22 protein-coding genes are annotated in these 16,684 nt (G+C 39.4%); 1 reads left to right on the forward strand and 21 read right to left on the reverse strand.

Going from position 1 to position 16,684, the window contains the following annotated elements; genetic code table 11:
* Positions 1-28: 28 nt before the first annotated feature.
* The 4 genes from C6Y03_RS17985 to C6Y03_RS18000 all read right to left on the reverse strand — a co-directional run bounded on the left by C6Y03_RS17985 (position 29) and on the right by C6Y03_RS18000 (position 5,213).
* Positions 29-1,369, reverse strand: coding sequence for a sugar porter family MFS transporter (locus C6Y03_RS17985; RefSeq protein ID WP_106039710.1), 1,341 nt, complete (start codon positions 1,367-1,369; stop codon positions 29-31).
* Positions 1,370-1,450: 81 nt separating this feature from the next.
* The gene (gene araA / locus C6Y03_RS17990; RefSeq protein ID WP_106039711.1) at positions 1,451-2,872 is read right to left on the reverse strand and encodes an L-arabinose isomerase; all 1,422 of its coding nucleotides are present in this window, start codon (positions 2,870-2,872) and stop codon (positions 1,451-1,453) included.
* Between the two features lie 17 nt (positions 2,873-2,889).
* Entirely contained in the window at positions 2,890-3,594 is a 705-nt protein-coding gene (locus tag C6Y03_RS17995) for an L-ribulose-5-phosphate 4-epimerase (RefSeq protein ID WP_034661424.1), read from the reverse strand.
* Positions 3,588-5,213 (reverse strand): xylulokinase, encoded by a 1,626-nt coding sequence (locus C6Y03_RS18000; protein ID WP_106039712.1) that lies wholly within the window; start codon positions 5,211-5,213, stop codon positions 3,588-3,590. Before C6Y03_RS18000 ends, C6Y03_RS17995 begins: the two co-directional genes overlap by 7 nt.
* A 273-nt stretch (positions 5,214-5,486) precedes the next feature.
* On the opposite strand from C6Y03_RS18000, the gene C6Y03_RS18005 reads away from it, so the two are divergent.
* Entirely contained in the window at positions 5,487-6,587 is a 1,101-nt protein-coding gene (locus C6Y03_RS18005; protein WP_106031275.1) for a GntR family transcriptional regulator, read from the forward strand.
* 33 nt (positions 6,588-6,620) lie between these two features.
* Here C6Y03_RS18005 and C6Y03_RS18010 read toward each other — a convergent pair whose 3' ends face one another.
* From C6Y03_RS18010 to C6Y03_RS18085, 17 genes are all read right to left on the reverse strand, one after another.
* Entirely contained in the window at positions 6,621-7,346 is a 726-nt protein-coding gene (locus C6Y03_RS18010) for a DsbA family oxidoreductase (protein ID WP_106031274.1), read from the reverse strand.
* A gap of 141 nt (positions 7,347-7,487) precedes the next feature.
* Positions 7,488-8,045: a 6-phospho-3-hexuloisomerase gene (gene hxlB / locus C6Y03_RS18015; protein ID WP_106039713.1), complete on the reverse strand. Its 558-nt coding sequence runs from the start codon at positions 8,043-8,045 to the stop codon at positions 7,488-7,490.
* A complete protein-coding gene (hxlA, locus tag C6Y03_RS18020) occupies positions 8,042-8,674 on the reverse strand; it encodes a 3-hexulose-6-phosphate synthase (RefSeq protein WP_003216301.1) in 633 nt (210 codons plus the stop codon). The genes hxlB and hxlA overlap by 4 nt, the downstream gene beginning before the upstream one ends.
* A 186-nt stretch (positions 8,675-8,860) precedes the next feature.
* Entirely contained in the window at positions 8,861-9,217 is a 357-nt protein-coding gene (gene hxlR / locus C6Y03_RS18025; protein ID WP_012010675.1) for a transcriptional activator HxlR, read from the reverse strand.
* Between the two features lie 76 nt (positions 9,218-9,293).
* Entirely contained in the window at positions 9,294-10,160 is an 867-nt protein-coding gene (locus C6Y03_RS18030; RefSeq protein WP_106039714.1) for an alpha/beta hydrolase, read from the reverse strand.
* A 292-nt stretch (positions 10,161-10,452) separates the two neighbouring features.
* Positions 10,453-10,590, reverse strand: a complete 138-nt coding sequence (locus C6Y03_RS19430; protein WP_223260775.1) for a hypothetical protein — start codon at positions 10,588-10,590, stop codon at positions 10,453-10,455.
* Positions 10,591-10,608: 18 nt separating this feature from the next.
* Positions 10,609-10,956, reverse strand: coding sequence for a YxiJ family protein (locus C6Y03_RS18040; RefSeq protein ID WP_106039715.1), 348 nt, complete (start codon positions 10,954-10,956; stop codon positions 10,609-10,611).
* 80 nt (positions 10,957-11,036) lie between these two features.
* Positions 11,037-11,513, reverse strand: coding sequence for a hypothetical protein (locus tag C6Y03_RS18045; RefSeq protein ID WP_106039716.1), 477 nt, complete (start codon positions 11,511-11,513; stop codon positions 11,037-11,039).
* A 175-nt stretch (positions 11,514-11,688) separates the two neighbouring features.
* Positions 11,689-11,892 carry a hypothetical protein gene (locus C6Y03_RS18050; protein WP_223260776.1) on the reverse strand — a complete coding sequence of 68 codons (204 nt, stop codon included), beginning with the start codon at positions 11,890-11,892 and terminating at the stop codon, positions 11,689-11,691.
* A gap of 56 nt (positions 11,893-11,948) precedes the next feature.
* A complete protein-coding gene (locus C6Y03_RS18055) occupies positions 11,949-12,578 on the reverse strand; it encodes a hypothetical protein (protein WP_106039717.1) in 630 nt (209 codons plus the stop codon).
* A gap of 24 nt (positions 12,579-12,602) precedes the next feature.
* Positions 12,603-12,764 carry a DUF2750 domain-containing protein gene (locus C6Y03_RS18060; RefSeq protein ID WP_262982412.1) on the reverse strand — a complete coding sequence of 54 codons (162 nt, stop codon included), beginning with the start codon at positions 12,762-12,764 and terminating at the stop codon, positions 12,603-12,605.
* A gap of 16 nt (positions 12,765-12,780) precedes the next feature.
* Positions 12,781-13,263, reverse strand: a complete 483-nt coding sequence (locus tag C6Y03_RS19435) for a hypothetical protein (protein ID WP_223260778.1) — start codon at positions 13,261-13,263, stop codon at positions 12,781-12,783.
* Between the two features lie 65 nt (positions 13,264-13,328).
* Positions 13,329-13,571, reverse strand: a complete 243-nt coding sequence (locus tag C6Y03_RS18065; protein ID WP_106039718.1) for a DNA-binding protein — start codon at positions 13,569-13,571, stop codon at positions 13,329-13,331.
* Positions 13,572-13,618: 47 nt separating this feature from the next.
* The gene (locus tag C6Y03_RS18070) at positions 13,619-14,377 is read right to left on the reverse strand and encodes a hypothetical protein (RefSeq protein ID WP_106039719.1); all 759 of its coding nucleotides are present in this window, start codon (positions 14,375-14,377) and stop codon (positions 13,619-13,621) included.
* A 73-nt stretch (positions 14,378-14,450) separates the two neighbouring features.
* Entirely contained in the window at positions 14,451-15,110 is a 660-nt protein-coding gene (locus C6Y03_RS18075) for a hypothetical protein (RefSeq protein ID WP_106039720.1), read from the reverse strand.
* A gap of 450 nt (positions 15,111-15,560) precedes the next feature.
* Positions 15,561-15,731: a hypothetical protein gene (locus C6Y03_RS19440; protein WP_223260779.1), complete on the reverse strand. Its 171-nt coding sequence runs from the start codon at positions 15,729-15,731 to the stop codon at positions 15,561-15,563.
* A 181-nt stretch (positions 15,732-15,912) separates the two neighbouring features.
* The gene (locus C6Y03_RS18085; protein ID WP_106039721.1) at positions 15,913-16,671 is read right to left on the reverse strand and encodes a hypothetical protein; all 759 of its coding nucleotides are present in this window, start codon (positions 16,669-16,671) and stop codon (positions 15,913-15,915) included.
* Positions 16,672-16,684 lie beyond the last annotated feature (13 nt).

Genomic DNA, 16,684 nt, shown 5'->3' on the forward strand with positions numbered 1-16,684 from the left:
TCTATCCACATGGGATAGAGGGGTTTCTTTATACACGTGCTGCCATATCGGTTTCGATTTGCTCTAAGCTTCTTCCTTTTGTTTCAACTAGTACAAAGCGGGTGAACAATAGTCCGATTAAGCAGATGACACCAAATGAGGAGAAAATGACCCCAAAGCTGAACTTATCAGCTAAGATAGGGAAAACGAGTCCAACTGCTAACGATCCCGTCCAGTTAAAGGCAGATGAGATACCTGCTCCGATACCTCTAACAGAAAGCGGGAAGATTTCGCCGATGATGATCCACGTGATCGGTGCCCATGAGAAGGCGTAACACAAGATAAAGCAGCAAAGGGAAATCAATGTCACCCAGTTTAAAATCCCTTCACTAACGCCAAGTGCACCTAATGCCGCTGGTGCAAAGAAGGAAAGTGCCATACCTGTGCCCCCTACGGTGAGAATCGTTCGGCGGTCGAACCTGTCGACAAATTGTAAAAAGATAACGGTTGTCACGACGAAAATGACACCGACAATGACTGTAAAGCCTGCTGCGACCTGCGGCGCAAGGCCTACATTCCGAGCAATACTCGTTGCATAATACACAATGGAATTGGCGCCCTGTATTTGCTGAAGGGTCGCCATCCCAACCCCGATGAAAAGAGCCATTCTGAATTTCTTTTGGAACAATTCACGAATACCAGAGCGTTCTTCTTTCGCGACTTCTAAAATTTCCTGCATTTCTGCTTCGATTTCTTCACGGGAAGAACGCAGTGATCCTAATACCTCCCGTGCTTTATGAGCCATTCCGTGTTTAATTAAATATCTCGGAGATTCAGGGAGCCTCAGCATACCAATATAAAGCACGATAGCAAATAAAGCGGCACTTCCCAGCATCCAGCGCCAGCTGTCTGGAATAGGTTCAAACACAAACGCGACAATATAGCTCAGCAATAGTCCGCTCACAATCATAAGCTGATTGAGCCCAGACAATTTCCCGCGGATTTTAGCAGGAGCAATTTCAGACATGTATGCCGGCACCAAAGATGAGGCTGTTCCTACTGCTGTGCCTAAAAAGATACGTGCAATGGTTAATGAAATCTCTTCTGGTGCGATAGCTGATCCGATAGCTCCGACAAAAAAGATAACGGATGAGACCAAAATAAGCTTTCTGCGGCCAAATTTATCCCCTAAGAGACCGCTTAAAATGGAGCCAATGATGGCCCCGCCCATTAATGAAGAGACAACGATTCCAAGCCATAATGGGCTGAGCTGAAATTCTTCCTGAATATGTCCTTCTGCCCCTGCAATAATTCCAATATCATATCCGAATAAGATGCCTGCAAAGGACCCGAAAAAGAAGATAAATTTGCTTGACACTTTTTTCTCCAAGTGGATGACCCCCTCACTTAATTAACCGCTTTCATTTCTCCCGGTGCTTCTACTGTAAACAGTAGAAGACGTTTCACCCTTCTATAAAACCACATATTCTGCATGAACAAGCTTTGTAAAATGAACAATTTGATCAACCGTTAAATTGAGGGATACGACTGTATGATGACCCCCGCCTTGCTTAATCCATGCTTTGACTCCGTCCTGAAAATTCGGCTTGATTTTCCAGAGCACACGTGCAACCGGTAAATGAGGTGCTGCTTCCTCCGGCTCAAAGGCTTCGACTTCTTGTATGAGCCATTTGAAATGGGTTCCAAAGTCAGCAATGGAAACAACAACACCTTCGCCTGCTTTTCCATCAAACACAAGACGCGCTGGATCTTCCCTGTTTCCGATACCAAGTGGAGATACGACAATCACTGGTTTCGTATGGGCGAGCGCTGGATCTACTTCTAACATATGAGATTGCAGCACCGCTTCCTGTCCAGAGGTCATTTCATACGTGTAGTCCTCCATAAAACCAGTGGATTGATGATGACTCATCACCTTTAATAATCGGTCCAGTGCAGCAGTTTTCCAATCGCCTTCCCCAGCAAAGCCATATCCCTTTGCCATTAGCCGCTGTACCGCAAGTCCTGGCAGCTGTTTCATTCCATGTAAATCTTCAAAGTTTGTCGTAAAGGCATTGTAGCCGCCTTCATCTAAGAAGCGTTTGATGGCAATTTCATAACGCGCTTGCACCTTGACACTTTTTTCCCATTCTTCAACTGAATACGTTCCATAATCCACATCATATTGCGTTAAATACTCCGCAAATAATGCATCTACCTCTGCTTCTTCTACTGCATTTACATATTCGACGAGATCGCCTATTCCAAAGTAATCAACAGTCCACCCTAATTGAATCTGGGCTTCTATTTTATCGCCTTCTGTTACAGCCACGTGGCGCATGTTGTCACCAAACCTAGCTACTTTAATCTGAAAGCTCTCATGATAAGCAGCCGCCACGTCCATCCAATCAGCGATTTGCTGCTGCACATCCGGCTTAGACCAATGACCGGCGACAATTTGATTTTGTTTATTTAAGCGCGCATTGATATAGCCATATTCTCTATCTCCATGGGCAGATTGATGAAGATTCATATAGTCCATGTCGATCGTGTCCCACGGAATCTTCTCATAATACTGTGTGACAAGATGCAAAAGAGGCTTCTGCAAGAGATCGGTTCCGCGTATCCACATTTTTGCCGGTGAAAATGTATGCATCCATGTCATCACGCCGACAACCTCATCGCGATAATTGACTTCTTTCATGAGCTTTGTGATTTGATCCGCGCTGACAGCCAGCTCCTGCAAGATCACTGGGTAAGGAAGTAAACCACTCTCATTTAAGGCATCCGTCATCTTTTGAGCATCTGCTTTTACTTTCTGCAGTGCTTCATTTCCATATAAATGCTGCGATCCAACAATAAACCAGCATTCTTTATGTTGACTTGTTAACATAGAAATCCCTCTTTTCTTTATCTTGAAGGTTTTTGTCCGTAATACGCATGTTCTCCGTGTTTTCTTAAGTAATGTTTATCTAAAATTCGTTGCGGGAGAGGCTCCGCGTATTCGTTTAATTGCTTTGCGAACAGATTCATTTTGGCGACTTCATCTAAAATCACACTGTTTGTGACCGCACTTTTTGCATCTTTTCCCCACGTGAATGGGCCGTGACCTTGAAGCAATACACCCGGCACCGCCATCACATCTAGGTTTCTTTCCTCAAACGTTTCGATGATCAGCCGGCCCGTTTCTACCTCATAACCGCGGTTGACTTCTTCTTCTGTCAGAAATCGAGCACACGGAACAGCGCCGTAAAATGTATCGGCATGTGTTGTGCCCATTGCCTGTAAATCAAGACCTGCCTGCGCCCAAACGGTTGCCCACATGGAATGGCTATGTGATATACCGCCAATTTCCTCAAAGTGTTTGTAAAGAACAGCATGTGTTGCTGTATCTGATGAAGGACTGAATTCCCCTTCCACTACTTCACCGTCAAAGTCGACCACAACCATGTCTTTTGCTGATAATTGGTCATACGCTATACCGCTCGGCTTAATAACAAATAGACCGCTGTCACGATCACACGCACTGACATTGCCCCATGTAAATTTCACAAGTCCGTATTTCGGCAAATCTAAATTTGCTTCAAATACTTCTTCTTTTAAGCGCTCTAGCATACGGTTGTCACTCCTTTCTTTGGCATCAGATGTGCTACTGCCGCTTCTTCAATCGCAAGGCCCTCTTGATAGCGCTTTAAAAATTCGTCAAAGCCTTTGACATCAAGCGGGTCGGGTTCCATGAGCTCTTCTGATGTATGGGCAAACACTTGATGCGTGAGAAATTCAGCCAATGTTTGCTTTTGATGATGGACCATATAGGAAGCAAGGACAGCCATCCCAAACGCACCGCCTTCTCCCGCAGTGGAAACGACTGATACAGGTGTATCAAGCGCTGCGGCCACTATTTTTTGACCAACGAGCGGGGTTTTAAATAACCCCCCATGCCCTAGTAAACGATCAATCACAACCTGTTCATGTTCTTTTAAACGATCCATCCCTATTTTCATTGCACCAAAAGCAGAAAAAAGATGGGTACGCATGAAATTAGCCAGATTAAAGCGGCTTTCAGCTGATCTGACAAAAAGAGGCCTTCCTTCTGGCAATCTTGTAATATTTTCACCAGAATAATAGCCATAGCTTAAGAGTCCGCCGCCATCTCGATCTGCTTCTAACGCCTGCTGCAATAAGGCTTCGTATACCTTTTCTGACGCCACTTGCATACCCAATGCTTCAAATGCCTCTTTGAATATATTCATCCAAGCATTTAAGTCACTTGTACAGTTATTCGCATGAACCATTGCGACTGGCAGTCCGTCTGGCGTTGTGACCATATCCACTTCTGGATACACACCCTTTAGCTCCTGCTCTAGCACAATCATGGCAAAAACAGATGTCCCAACTGAAATGTTCCCTGTCCGTTTTTCTACACTGTTTGTTGCCACCATTCCCGTTCCGGCGTCACCTTCCGGGGGGCAAAATGGAATGCCTGGCTTCAAGTGTTTGCCTTGATCTAAAATGGCTGCTCCTGCTGCCGTTAACACGCCAGCCTCCTCGCCTGCTAAATAAACACGCGGCAGAAGGTGACGCAGCTTCCACGGGTAGCCTTTTTCTACGATCAAGTCTTCAAATTGATGGAGCATTACTTCATTGTAATCCTTCGTTTGTTCATCAATTGGAAACATGCCTGACGCATCACCAATGCCAATAGCCTGCTTTCCGGTTAACAGCCAGTGAATGTACCCTGATAGGGTGGTCATATATTCTAAACGGGAAAGATGTTTTTCCTCCTCTAATATCGCTTGATACAGATGGGCAATGCTCCATCTTTCTGGAATATGAAATTGGAAGACATCCGTCAGTTTTTGACTCGCCTCAATGGTTGTTGCATTCCGCCATGTTCGGAATGGAACGAGGACCTCTCCTGTATGATCACATGCCACATAGCCATGCATCATAGCTGATACTCCAATTGAGCCAATGGTTTGAATGGTCACGCCATACCTTTGCTCGACTTGCTCTTTCATCTCCCGGTACGCCACTTGAAGTCCTGTAATGATATCAATTAAGTTGTACGTCCAAATTCCTTCCTGGAGAGAACTTTCCCATTCAAATGTACCTTGAGCAATTGGCTGAAACGCTTCATCTATTAAAATGGCTTTAATTCGTGTTGAACCAAATTCAATCCCTAAAGATGTCCGTCCTTCTTTTAAGGCTTTGGTCGTCTCTTCATGATCCATTCTGCGTTCACCTCCATAATTGATAGCGGTTTCAATTTTAATTTTCTAGATTCATTGATTCTCTGTGCACATTCACAATATAATATTTGTACGTACATATGTCAATATTAAATATAGTTGTACATACACAATATGACAAAAACCTTCACTTTTCTAAAGCTGAGACGACAGAACGGGAAAGCGCCTGTTTTTGATTCGACAACCATGTTAAAATATGTCCATACAATTTCTTCTCAATCCGAGTAGATGATCAACTGAGAAAGAAGTGAAACGATGAAAAAGAAGTACCAGATCATTATCGATGATATAAAAAGCAAAATACTCACAGGGGATTACCGGATCGGGGAACGTATTCCAACCGAATCAAGCCTGCAGGAGATGTATCAAGTGAGCAGGCATACGGTTCGAAAGGCCATCTTAGAATTGTCGAGCGAAGGGTTTTTACGAAGTGAAAAGGGCTCAGGTACATTTGTGACCAATCAATATCAAGCAAAGCCTGCTGGACATGCACATATGAAAACGATTGGGGTTATCACGACATACATATCCGATTACATTTTCCCTTCTATTATTCGAGGCATTGAAAGCCGATTAAACGAAGAGAACTATTCTTTGTTACTGGCAAGTACGAATAATGATGTGGAACAGGAGAAAAAAGCGCTGGAAATGATGCTGTCATTTGGTGTGGACGGACTCATTGTCGAGCCGACGAAAAGCAATTTATATAATCCGAACATCTCGTACTACCTATCTTTTAAAGAACAGGATGTACCGCTCATTATGATCAATGCCTATTACGAGCAGTTAGAGGTTCCCTTTCTCTGTTTAGATGATGTGAAGTCCAGCTATTTAGCCACAAAAGAGCTGATCACCTCTGGACATCAGCAAATCGGCCTGATCTCAAAAACAGATGACTTACAGGGAAAGTACCGAATGAAGGGATATATTCAAGCGCTCGGTGAAGCCAAGCTTAATTTTCTGCCTGAGCACGTCCTCTTTTTCGATACAGAATCGAAGCAGCATTTGGGAGATGATATCAAAACTTTCTTAATAGAGCATCAGCATGAGCTGACTGCCCTTGTTTGCTATAACGACGAGGTTGGATTAGAAGTTGCCAATGTATGCAGTGACATCGGGCTGTCCATTCCAGAGGATCTCTCCATTATTGGACAGGATAATTCGTATATAGCCCAGAAAAATGCCCATGTGAAGCTGACAACATTGACCCACCCTCAGGAGCAAATGGGCCGGGATGCGGCAGGCTGGATGATTAAAAAAGTTCAAGGAAAAAAGAATCTCCCTCATCAAACCTTTTACGAACCTGAATTGGTTCCAGGTGAAACGATCAAACAAATGAATGCAAGAAAAAAATGAGCCCTTGCCGCAGGAGGCTCATTTTTTATATGATTAGATATCTTCTTTAGGGGCAGGCACTGCGCATACGCCGTCTGCACATGCTGCTTCAAATGCATTGGCAGCCGCTTTCTCAGCTTGAGCTGCTTCTTCTGTCCATGCCGCTTCAAGTGCACGAAGGAAGGTATCGGCTGGCTGTGCACCTGCCACTGAATATTTGCCATTCAATAAGAAAAAAGGAACAGCAGAAACGCCAAGCTGTCTCGCCTCTTTTTCGTCTTTTCGTACATGATCTGCAAAATCTTCGCCGCTTAAAACTTGCTGTACTTCCTTCAGATCAAGACCTGCTTTTTCTGCAATTTCTAAAAGGGTTTGACGATCACCAACATGCTTTCCATCTGTAAAATACGCTTGAAACAGCTCTCCCATGACGAAATCGCCTTTCCCCATTTGACCAGCATATTGCGCCAATCGATGGGCATCAAAGGTGTTTGTCAACACGAGTGGATCAAATTGAAAATCGATTCCTTTCTCTTTGCCGGCCTGCTTCACCTGCTCATTCATCGCCATGGCCTGGCTGCGGCTCATCCCATATTTTTTGACGAGCATATCATGGACATCATAATCGACATCAACGGGTGCATGTGGATCAAGCTCAAAGCTTTTAAACTCGATTTCTACCTGTTCCTTTTGAGGGAATTGTTCAAGCGCTGTTTCTAGTTGTTTTTTTCCTATATAACAAAAAGGACAGGCGATATCTGACCAGATTTGTACTTTCATCTTCATCTTCCTTCCGAGCTTACGCTTTTTCTTTAACGATGTAACAATTATAGTTACATCAAATAGATGATGTCAAGATTCTGCTCTTGATTTAGATAAAAAAAGCCTCTCCTTCTAAGAAAGGAAAGGCTTTGAAAATAGCTATTCTAAATTTGCATGGTGACCGTACATTTTATGTGTATCGATTTCTTTTATTTCCATTAAACGCAAGATGACCGCATCGTATGTCAGAAGAAGCGATTGCTCAAATAGCGAGCCCATTGGCTGAATGGTATGATGGCTTCCTTCCTTTTGATCCTTCGGCGCACCTGACAGTAAAATGACTTCATCCGATAGATCAGCTAGAGGTGAGTCAACTGAAAGCGTGAATGCTGCCACTTTTCCACCAATTGCTTTTGCCTTTTTTGCAAGGATTAGCAAGGTCTCTGTTCGACCAGAGCCGCTCCCCACAATCAAGAGATCTTCTTCTGTAAAGGAAGGAGTATTGGTCTCTCCGATCACATAAGCCTTGACGCCAATATGTGTGAGTCTCATGGCAAATGATTTTCCCATCAAACCAGATCTGCCAGCACCTGCCACAAAGACCTTTCGTGCAGCTAAAATGCTTGAGACAAGCCGCTCCGCTTGTTCGTCTTGAATAGCGGGGGAATGCTCAGAAAGCTCATTCAAAATGGCTTTCACATAGTCACTGGTCTTCATGATTGTGCGATCAGCTGCTTCATTTGTGCAGCCACTTCTGCTTTATTGTCCTGGCTTGCGATACCGCCGCCGACAATGATCAAATCAGGATTTAATTTCACGACTTCAGGTAACGTATCAAGCTTAATCCCGCCTGCAATGGCTGTTTTCGCTTGTTTGACAACTTGTTTAATGGTCATAAGATCAGCAAATGAGTTTTGACCAACCGCTTGCAGATCATAGCCTGTGTGCACACAAATATAATCGACACCAAGCTCATCCAGCTCTTTTGCCCGGCCCGCGATATCTTTGATGCCAATCATATCAACTAAAATTTGTTTCCCTCTTGCTTTCGCTTCCTTCACCGCTCCTTGAATGGACATATCTTCTGCTGCTGCAAGAATGGTGACGATATCCGCTCCAGCTTCAGATGCCTGCTGCACTTCATAGCCGGCAGCATCCATAATTTTCAGATCAGCGAGTACACGTAAATTCGGAAAAGCCTGTTTGACTTCTTTTACAGCACGCAAGCCTTCGTTGATCACAACAGGTGTTCCAATTTCGACTACATCGATCGATCCTTCTACTTCTTTAATCAGCTCAATCGCTTCTGGTATATTCACTAAATCTAATGCTAATTGTAATTTCATGAACGTTCACTCCTATTTTTTCATCTCATCTTCAAGAGCTCTGCGAATGATGCTTCTTGAACGATGAAATGAGTATAACAACAGGATGGCAGCAATCCAAGTACGCACTTTTTTTTTACATACTATACTTTTTCGCATATGGTCACAAAAAAGATACTGTCTTTCGACCAGTATCTTTTGCACTTTCTATTTATCATCCTTTAAAAAATTGCTATCGAGATATTGTTTTCCCCAATCATACATCGCCTCTAAAATCGGCATTAAGCTTTCTCCTAGTTCTGTGAGCGAATACTCAACCTTTGGCGGAACGACAGGATAAACCTCCCGATGCACAATGTGATCTTCCTCTAATTCTCTTAACTGATTGACAAGCATTCTTTGCGTAATCCCAGGCATTAACGATTTTAGCTCACCAAACCGTTTTGTCCCTTCTCTGCCAAGGTGCCATAAAATCAGCATTTTCCACTTACCGCCGATAATATTCAGCGTCAGCTCTTTTTCGCAATTGAACACTTTATTTTCCATACGTGATGACAACGACATACACTCCTTTGGTACAAACCATTTTACGCTTTATCATATACTGCGGCAAATTAGATTGTCGAGCATACGGTCTTCGTTATTGATTCTGTTTATTCACAAAAGACATGACAGCCTTTGTCATTTCTTGCGCTTCTTTTGGAGCCCTGTCTGATCCAAACCATTTATTCAAGTCACTGTGGCTCAGCGAATGAACTCGAAAAACAAACCGCGAGCCTTTATCATGATTCAGTTTTTCTGCAAATCGGTACACCTCTGGATTTTCCCAGCCTGTGACTAAATAAACAGGCGGTACATTCGCTTGATTCATATAAGTGACAGGTGATGCCTTTGTCCAGTTCTTCTCCTGTTTGCCAAACACCTTTTTGTACGATGGTATGGCTTGTATAAATTGATTGATGTTTAACGGTCCATCTAAAATCACGATGGAATTGATCGTTTTTGGCGACAATCCAACACGTTTTAAATAAGTTGAATCTGTGGCCACCAATGCCGTTAAATGACCGCCTGCCGAATGTCCCATCATGTTGATTTTTGATGAATCGATTTGATATTCACCTGCATGATCCTTGACCCATTTAATGGCGTTTGCCGTATCATCTGCCATCTGCTCATAGTTGGCATCAGGGTGAAGCCTGTAATTCATCGAAACAAACACATACCCTTGACCCGTAAAATAATCAGCCTTTGAAGCGACTCTATTCTTATCGCCGCCTGTCCAGCCGCCGCCATGGAGATAGATCATGACTGGATGCTTCTTCTTTTTGTCTTCTTTGCCCTTCGGCATGTACATATCGAGTGTTTGCTGTTTGTTTTGTGTGTCTGCATAATGGATGTTCGTCGTCGGCTTAGGCTGGTTGAAGCGGAACACAAAGAATGCGCATACCAATAAGCCAGCGATGACTGCCGCAAATAAAAACCATTTCATCATTCGATTCAATGTCATTGCACCTTTCTATGTTGGGATGGAGAAGCATGATTGACACATATGTAGGTAGACTAGCACGATTCATTTGATACGACTTGTATGACTTGAACCGTTTGACAATAAAATGAAAATAATCTTCTTCATAGTCTTCTACGAAATAATTGATGTTTTCCCAGCCTCTATTCAAAGGCTCAATATTTAAATATAGACTAGAATCGTTTGTTAAGTCCGAATCTTTGATTTGAACAGAAGATACATTGGTGAATTTTAGATGGATTTCTGCTTTATGGGTCGCAGATTCGTATGAGATTTACAGGACAATACAGTTGATCAAGTCGTAATGTTCATTATACTCTTTAAAGTAGTGAAATTCATTGATTTGCTTTAGATGGTTGATATCGAAATCAGGGATTTGTTTCTGGATTTTTTCATCTAAAAACCATGTCATCGTTTGTCCTCCAAGAGGTTATTGTATAAGTGCAATCATTCGTTTTCTCGTTTCTTCATGGTATTGAACATAGGAATGCAATAAAGGATACGATTCAAGGATATGTTGATACGATTTGATTTGGGGATATTGCTCTTCAAATGACTGACGTAGCACGTTTAACTGTTTTTTCGGTATTCGTTTATGATCGATCAAATAACTCAAGCTGCCTGCAACAAGTGAAAAAAACATATAAAAATCATCTGAGTACATACCAGTTTCTTCTTCAAAAGAGACGATCTCATCTGGATAAGCTGAATCTAATAAGTATTGATAACGTTGTTTTAAATCATCGAATAAACCTTGTTTATCCCGGCTGATTTTCATGGACTTTCCCCTTTCTCTTAATGTTTTTAATCATTCACTCTCCTAACGTATTTTTCAGAATGAACTCTATTCTTATCATGTCACGGAGTTTGTAAATATTCTTCAAATGAAATAAAGTCCGCTTTTTTTCGAAATTCGCTTAAGATTTTCTGATCTCCTGTAAAAATAACATCTGTCGAATCAAAAAATCCGATTTCAAACACAGCTTGAGGAATAACGGGTGTATAATTCACGTTCCAATATTGTTCGTTATCTTCAATTTGAGGTATTGAGTTGATATTCAAATGATGTACATGACGAGGCAATGCGGTCAAAACGGCGAAAATAAAAGAATAAGAATAGTCATTTAAGAACTTTTTGAAATGTTCACCCTTCAGAAATAAAAAATCCGTATAATTCGGCATTACTTCTGAATGGGATTGATTTTTCCGATCATGAAGCATTGTGAGTGTCACATCACTTATGACCCAATGATACTCTTCTACGTTTAAATTGATTTTCTTTATTAATTCATTTGCTTCGAATAAATTTTTCTCTTTTGCTAATACGATTCTCATTACTTGCTCCACCTCATCAATTTAAAACACAAGACTAATTTAAAAATATATTACAGTATCAAAATATGACCATAATTTCCAGCAAGGTAATCACTTGGTGTGAGGTTTAACGGGATTTTCACCCAGTGATAATAACCAAAATCACGATAATAATCATCCATAGTCTTCTGCTCATCTAATACAGCCATGAGTATATAGTCATCATGATGATTTCCCAGCTATCGTCTGATAACAACCAATGGAATTCTTCGAATAAATAATGAGGTGTTTTCGTTTTCAACACTTGATCAGGGAATGTCTTTGTACTGTGAACGAGCGAATGAACAAACGATAGAACATGTTCAAATTCTTTTGGATTGGATATAAACAATTGTTTCACTTTATGCTCCTTTCATATCTACGGATAGGTCTATCATCAGCCACTAATACTCCATTTCAACGCTTGTAACATGACGCATAATGAGATAGCATTTGAGTGTAATAGTCATTGAATGTTTTTTGATCCTTCAATAATCCTTCAAGCCAATTTGTTAAAACAGGATGATCCATTGGTTTCCATCCTTCTTTCAATAACCTATTTTTCACAGAATCTTTTGTTGATACCAACCCTATGATACAAATATTCATATCTCTATCTGCCCAAATCGCCCACTGCAACGAATGCGATAGCCAGACCACTATGTTTGAATTCGTTATGATATCATCTGCTAAAGACCCTTTTGGGTGCATCCATAGTGCATTTACATAACCCTCACCTGAAATGTTCACACTCGCTTTCAGCCAATTAAAATAACCAAATTCCTTCAAATAATATTCGGTTGGATCTGGTTGAAGGACTGCAGTCAAAAATTCTCTATCTTGTGTAACAGTTGATAACTCTTTAATGGTTGGTAAAATATCATCACTCAATGCCCAATCAAACTCTTGAAACAAAAAACAATCAAATGTCTTACGGAAGACTTGTTGTGGTAGCTCTTTATTTGTGTGAAACACATGGTCTACTAAATTCTGATAGAATTTGAATTCTTTTTCTGAACGAATAAATAAGTCTTCAAGCCGTTTCAAACAACTACCTCCACTCTTGTCGAACTAGTAGTTTCTTAATTCTTCCTCTATATCTTCTTTTAATGTTTGAATTTCAATTGAAACCGAATCATTTCGATTATAGAAAATGGACGGATTGATTCCATCTGCTATCATTCCCGGCAGCCACTCTTCTAAAGAATCGTCTATATCAATCATTTCTGGCATAGATTTTCCCCATTGTTCAATGCACAATAAGCGGCATTGGAGTCTTCGTCTTCATTTGAAACCCTTCAAACATCATTTCCGGCTCTCCAAATTGTTGCATATATTGATAAGGATTGAATTCTTCTATTAAACTTTGCCATGTCTTCTTCATAAAAGAACGACCTGATGAATCAACTTTTATCGCCATGCCATCAATCTTTAGTAAATCCGTAGTAACTTGTACAAACGCGTTTATTTCTTCTAAGGATTCAGTCATCCCAATGATATACAAGCATGTTTGATGCGTATCTATTTGTTTAAGTTCTTCTGAATTGAATTGTTCATTTGGAAAGAAAGTCTCGCTTAATTGATCAATATGATCCACTACTTCAAGTTCGTAATCAGTTCCAGTTCGTTTATGTATGATTCGATCATTCACGAATATATAATCATTCAATTCTTCAAGTTCTTTTAAATGATGTGACCAAAATCCTGGAATTGCGATGACTGTTTCAGGCATAACATTCACTCCTTTTAATAGATGGGGGCTTAACCATAAGAATATAGTAAGCTGATATATAGGAGCTATTGGTACTTTTCTATCCAATCATTCAAATCATCTACACAATGCAAGTAAGAATTAGGTGAATCTTTCAAATCAATTCCACTCAAAAGAATCAGCATATCCCAAACTTGATCATCGTCTATTTCTGAATCGTCTGCAGAAACGTAAATTTCAGCCCAATCAGATACTTGTTCTCTTGTGATCGTCCCCTTCAAGACTTGTCTTATTTTATTTAAACAGTCTAGCATTTTGGGTTCATCCATTCATTACACCATTCCTTTCTTAAAACTCACTTCACGTTGTAAACTGCCTATATTTCATATTTGATAATATCCTCCATTGACATACCTTTAAAATATAAAGAAAGAATGTTCGTAATAGTGTATTCGCCATATATACCAATCGGGTTAAATATAGTCTTAGCCGTTTTTGGATCAGCAACCTCTAAGTCCATTACAGGTGCAGTTGAACCTTCTTTCCCCTCGCTTACGTAATAATTTTCATCTCTATATGTCACGAATTTCAGATTTTGAAGATCCTCTTCTTTTATAAAGTCTTTATTTATTTTTGTGATGACTTTCCATGAACCACTTAAAAAGCCTGTCAAACCTGTACTTGCAACAAATAGCTCATTCTCCTTTTTCATCAATTGTTTTAATTCTCTTTTTTCTATTCTTTCATCAACAAACAAATCATAGTATTGGATTAAAATTTCATCATATTGATTTTTTCCCTCACCTGAAATGATCAAAGCATAGCTCAATTTTCCAACTTCTTTTAATGGGAGTTCAATAATAGCTCCTGGTTCAATGTCACTTAAAGTTTTTGCTTTTTTAGTTGTTACTTTAATATCCGTTACTTCTTTCTCATTTAAATCATCAAAATAGTGACTGCCTCCATTGTTTAAGACCGTCATGATTGTCAAAAGCATCTCATCAATCGTTGGCTTTCTTTCCAAATGTTCCTCAGTCATTTCATAAAATTGTTCGATCGCTTCTTCAAAAATATCTAGTCCGTCATCACCAATCATGATGTTCTTTTTCTTATGTTCTTCTTCCCAAAAGCCCATTTAAAATACACTCCTTATATATTGCGTTCTTGATTTCATCAAGTGTTATGTATGTTATTCTCATTTTGCTTTATCATGATAAACGTATACTTGTATAAACTGTTTTATGTGCACGTTTGAAAAGTGCCACTTCATGATCCGTTAACCATTTAAGCTCTCTCATATGATACGAAATATCTTCTAAGTAGGTATCGGTTTCAGCAATTAATTTTTTATCTAAGATATTTCTTTTATTGTCTGCAACTACAAGATAAAGAGTAAACTGCTTTAAATCTAATTCAATCAGAGTATATGCTTTCTTTGTTTTATCAGGACTTAATTTTCTTTGTTTTCCTTTTATCTCTGCTTTATATTCCTTTTCTTTCATTTTTTGAAATGCCGCTTTGACTTGCTGACTGTCCCAATTTTTCAGTTCACACAGATAGAGCATCGCTTTTTCCAAAGTGTCAGCTAAGATCTTTTTCTTATTTGTTGCATTTTCAAATTCACTGTAACGGAAGGGTACTTCCAGCTCGTACGTATTTTTTAAAAATAAGATGTCTGGTTCATCTTTTGAAGTACTAATTAATTTGAAGTCTTTAAAAGAGCCACATATCAAAACAATGGCCTCACAATCTTTTGTTTGAAATTTCTTTTCTAATTCGTATAAAAACATTTCAGTCATACAAAGGGATTGGCTGGCTAAGTTCCCACGATCATCATCTGACATTAATTGTATATTTTTCAAATACACTCCTTATAAGCCTCCTAATAAGATTTTATTCATCATGGCTTTGAATGGTTTGCTCATTCTTTTTCCTTTACTTGCTTTCTTTACTGCAAATGCTCTACCTTATCTTGTTCCTATCTAAGCACCATTTCTCTCCCTTTTAGACCGGTTGAAAAAATCCTAGCTGCTTAGGGGTTTGAAGAATTTCTGTTGCTTCTTTATACAATTCATCAATTAATGGTATAATCATTCCCCGCAAATCTGATTCATTTTCAAATACTCTTAAATATCCTTTTTTGCTCACGAGATTATTCGATACACAAATCCAAATATCGAGATGGTCTATACAATAACCTTGATCACCTTCTTCACCATCATGAAACTCTTCGCCATTTAGATAATCTACTGAAAAATATATGGATGAATGAATGATAACCTGCTGTAAAACAATCTGAGACTTGAATTTCTCTCCCTCTAGATTTTTTTTCCATATACGAATCGTCCAAATTCAGCATTGATCGTTAAACCTAAATCCTTAAATTTTGCTTGTTTTTCTTTCACTAGATTCAGTGCGGTATTTGTTATTTCTTTTTCGATATCTGCGATAGATTCTTTGGTCATCGTGTTTAATTTAACTTTCTTCAATTTTTTCACCTCAATTACTGTAGAAACTCAAATGATCTTTAAAGCAAACAAACCTCCACTTATCAAGTAGGAGGTTGTTTGCTAAACGATAGAAAGCTATATTGATTACTTTTTGAATACTACTATTCCATAAGGATTATAAAACAAATCATCTTTATCTGCTGACCTTCATGATAGATGCCTATATTTCATATTTGATAATATCCTCCATTGACATACCTTTAAAATATAAAGTAAGAATACTTTCAATAATGTATTCGCCATGTATACCAATCGGGTTAAATATAGTCTTAGCCGTTTTTGGATCAGCAACCTCTAAGTCCATTACAGGTGCAGTTGAACCTTCTTTCCCCTCGCTTACGTAATAATTTTCATCTCTATATGTCACGAATTTCAGATTTTGAAGATCCTCTTCTTTTATAAAGTCTTTATTTATTTTTGTGATGACTTTCCATGAACCACTTAAAAAGCCTGTCAAACCTGTACTTGCAACAAATAGTCCCTTCTCTTTTTTAATCAATTTTCTTAACTCACTTTTTTCCATTCTTTCATCAACAAACAAATCATAGTATTTGATTAAAATATCATCATATTGGTTTTTCCCCTCACCTGAAACGATCAAAGCATAGCTTAATTTTCCAACTTCTTTTAATGGGAGTTCAATAATAGCTCCTGGTTCTACTTTACCTAAAGTTTTTGCTTTTTTAGTTGTTACTTTAATATCCGTTACTTCTTTCTCATTTAAATCATCAAAATACTGACTGCTTCCATTGTTTAAGACCGTCATGATTGTCAAAAGCATCTCATCAATCATTGGCTTTCTCTCCAAATGTTCCTCAGTCATTTCATAGAATTGTTCGATCGCTTCTTCAAAAATATCTAAACCGTCATCACCAATCATGATTTTTTTTTTCTTATGTTCTTCTTCCCAAAAACCCATTTTGAAAGCACAC

Source organism: Bacillus sp. LNXM65 (assembly GCF_002998575.1).
Lineage (GTDB): Bacteria > Bacillota > Bacilli > Bacillales > Bacillaceae > Bacillus.